The following is a 2832-nucleotide window of genomic DNA, read 5'->3' as shown; positions in this document are numbered from 1 at the left end:
GGCCGGGGGTGTACGGGCGGGTCGGCCGCGCAGGGAGCCGGACGATCGTCAGGTCCGTGGTCGAGCCCCGGCTGTGGCCGGACTTCTCCGCGATGTAACCGTCGGCGAAGAGCCGGGTCTTGTCGACATGCGGATAGAACTCGGCCTTCATGGCCTCGTCGCCCAGATCCTCGGCCCAGCGCACGAAGTGGTCGACGGCACGCTGCGGCCGGTAACAGTCGTACACCTTCAAGCTGTAGCCGTGGCGCAGGAGTTGGCGCTGCGCCTGGTGCAGTGCCTCGGCGGCGGGGCGGGTGAGGACGCAGATCGGCCGACGGTAGCCGTCGATGCGCTCACCGACGAAGTTGTGCGGGGTGAAGTAGCGCATCTCCTGGATGATCGTCGGGTCCACCGTGCTCAGGGCCACGAAGTCCTTCGGCGCCTTCGGTTCCGGCGTGGCGTGGGCCGTGGCGGAGGCGGCGGTGACGGTCAGCAGGGCGGCTACGGCGGTGATGACGCGTGCGGCGCGGGAGAGTCGTGTCATGCCTCCTGCGTCTATCAGGTGTGGACCATGGCGGGGAAGTACCGGTGACCCGCTCAGAGCGGCTTCCGCCAGACCGAGATGTGGCGGGTCGAGGTGTCCGTGAACGGGGTCCCGGTCCAGTCCGCCACCCGCCGCTCCAGGTCCAGCTCGGCGATGCGGGCCATCAGGTCCAGCTCCGCCGGCCAGGCGTACCGGTGGCGTGAGGCGGCACGGCGGTACCGGCCGTCCTCGCCGTCCTGCGTGAGGTGGTGCGAGACGAGGATCTGTTCCACCAGGTCGAAGGTGTCGAAGCCGATATGGTGCGCCGACACGTCGAAGGGCACCGCCACCTGTGTGGGCGGCAGCAGCCGCAGCGGAGGCACGCCCAGCTCGATGACGAAGCGGCCACCGGGCGCCAGATGCCGGGCGGCGTTACGGAAGCACTCCACCTGCTCGTCCTGCGTGAGCAGGTTGGAGATCGTGTTGTAGACGAGGTAGACCAGGCTGAACTCGCCCGGCACCACCGTCGTGGCCATGTCCCCGAGCGTGACCGGCAGCGTCTCCTCGTCCGCCTTCCGGCGCAGTACCGCCGCCATGTGCGCGGAGAACTCGATCCCCGCCACCTGCACCCCGCGCTCCCGCAACGGCACCGCCACCCGCCCGGTACCGACGGCGAACTCCAGAGCCCGCCCCTCACCGGCCAGTTCGGCGAGGAAGTCGAGGGTCGGACCGAGCACCTCCGCCGAGGACATCTCCGTCTCCTCGGCGTCGTAGCGCTCGGCACTGGCACGGTCCCACAGCTCGCTGCTCGTCACGGGCGGCCACTCTGCCGGGGGCGGCGGGGGATTGTCGACGCAATAAACAACGACGCGATGGACAACGCGGCCGCACCCCAGGGGCGCGGCCGCGTCATCGGCACAGGAGCGTCAGCTCTCCTTGGCTTCCTTCTTCTCGTGCAGCTTCTTCACGCGCGCGGTCTCCTTGCGGACCTCGGCCTGGGTGGCGCGCTCCTTCTCCAGCCACTCGGGGCTCTCCTCGCGGAGGTCCTCGATCTGCGCGGTGGTCAGGGGCTCGGTGACGCCGCCGCGAGCGAGGCCCGCGATCGAGATGCCGAGGCGGGCCGCGACCACCGGACGGGGGTGGGGGCCGTTCTGACGCAGCTCGCGCAGCCACTCGGGCGGATTCGTCTGGAGCTCGTTCAGCTCGGCGCGCGAGACCACACCCTCCTGGAAGGCGGCGGGGGTGGCGGGGAGGTACACACCCAGCTTCTTCGCCGCGGTGGCGGGCTTCATCGTCTGGGGGCTCTGCTGCGAACTCATGAGGTCAAGGGTATCGGCCGTGTGCGTGGCAGCCGACCACGGCCGGTAGCCTGGCCTGGTGACAGGCTCGGAAGAATCACCGTCGTTCCGGCTCGCGTACGTCCCCGGAGTGACGCCCGCCAAATGGGTGCGGATCTGGAACGAGCGCCTGCCCGGCACCCCCCTCGTTCTCACCCAGGTCCCCGCCGCCGAGGCGGACGCCCTGCTGCGCGCGGGAGAGGCCGACGCGGGCTTCGTGCGGCTGCCCGTCGACCGCGACTTCTTCAGCGCGATTCCCCTGTACACCGAGGACACGGTGGTCGTCGTCCCCAAGGACCACGTCATCACCGCGGCCGAGGAGGTCACGCTCGCCGACCTCGCCGATGAGGTGCTCTTCCACCCGCTGGACGACGTCTTCGACTGGGACGCCCCACCCGGTGAGCCCGGCTTCGAGCGGCCCGCCACCACCCCGGACGCCCTGGAACTGGTCGCCGCCAACGTCGGCCTGCTGATCGTCCCGCAGTCCCTCGCGCGTCTCTACCACCGCAAGGACCTCACCTACCGCACGGTCGTCGACGCCCCGCAGTCCCGGATCGCCCTCGCCTGGCCGGAGGAGGCCACGACCGATCGGGTCGAGGACTTCATCGGCATCGTCCGGGGCCGCACCGTCAACAGCACCCGGGGCCGCGCCACGCCCCCGGAGCCCAAGCAGCAGAAGAAGAAGCCCGCCCAGGGTGCCTCCGGGCAGAAGAGCGGCAAGCCCACCGGGCGGCCCGTGCGCGGGCGCTCCGGCGGGCGCCCCGGGAAGCCGCGCCGCAAGTCCTGAGCGCTAGGGGATGTCTCGCCGATCTTCGCGGGCCCGCGACCCCTGGCACGACACCTCGCCGCACGGCCGAATCGCCCACGTACGTCCAGTACGAGGACGACCCGGCCGCACGCCGAGGTACCGCACCAGACGCCGCGGGCTGATCCACGAAGATCGACGAGACACCCCCTACGCCTTGGACGGCGTGCGCTCCGCGGGCTCCGGGT

The 2832-nt window shown here is 70.9% G+C and carries 4 protein-coding genes; 1 reads left to right on the top strand and 3 read right to left on the bottom strand.

Going from position 1 to position 2832, the window contains the following annotated elements; all coding sequences use genetic code 11:
- The 3 genes from CCN33_RS30160 to CCN33_RS30150 form a co-directional block, all read right to left on the bottom strand.
- A partial coding sequence (locus CCN33_RS30160) for a M15 family metallopeptidase (protein ID WP_167387984.1) occupies positions 1–523 on the bottom strand: 523 nt, incomplete at its 3' end.
- A gap of 53 nt (positions 524–576) precedes the next feature.
- Positions 577–1317 (bottom strand): class I SAM-dependent DNA methyltransferase, encoded by a 741-nt coding sequence (locus CCN33_RS30155; protein ID WP_086696475.1) that lies wholly within the window; start codon positions 1315–1317, stop codon positions 577–579.
- A 111-nt stretch (positions 1318–1428) separates the two neighbouring features.
- The gene (locus CCN33_RS30150; protein WP_086696474.1) at positions 1429–1821 is read right to left on the bottom strand and encodes a DUF5997 family protein; all 393 of its coding nucleotides are present in this window, start codon (positions 1819–1821) and stop codon (positions 1429–1431) included.
- Between the two features lie 58 nt (positions 1822–1879).
- On the opposite strand from CCN33_RS30150, the gene CCN33_RS30145 reads away from it, so the two are divergent.
- Entirely contained in the window at positions 1880–2626 is a 747-nt protein-coding gene (locus CCN33_RS30145; RefSeq protein ID WP_086696473.1) for a LysR family substrate-binding domain-containing protein, read from the top strand.
- Positions 2627–2832: the final 206 nt, after the last annotated feature.

The sequence above is a fragment of the Streptomyces recifensis genome (assembly GCF_002154615.1).
Lineage (GTDB): Bacteria > Actinomycetota > Actinomycetes > Streptomycetales > Streptomycetaceae > Streptomyces > Streptomyces griseoluteus.
This window is presented reverse-complemented; position numbering and strand designations above follow the sequence as displayed.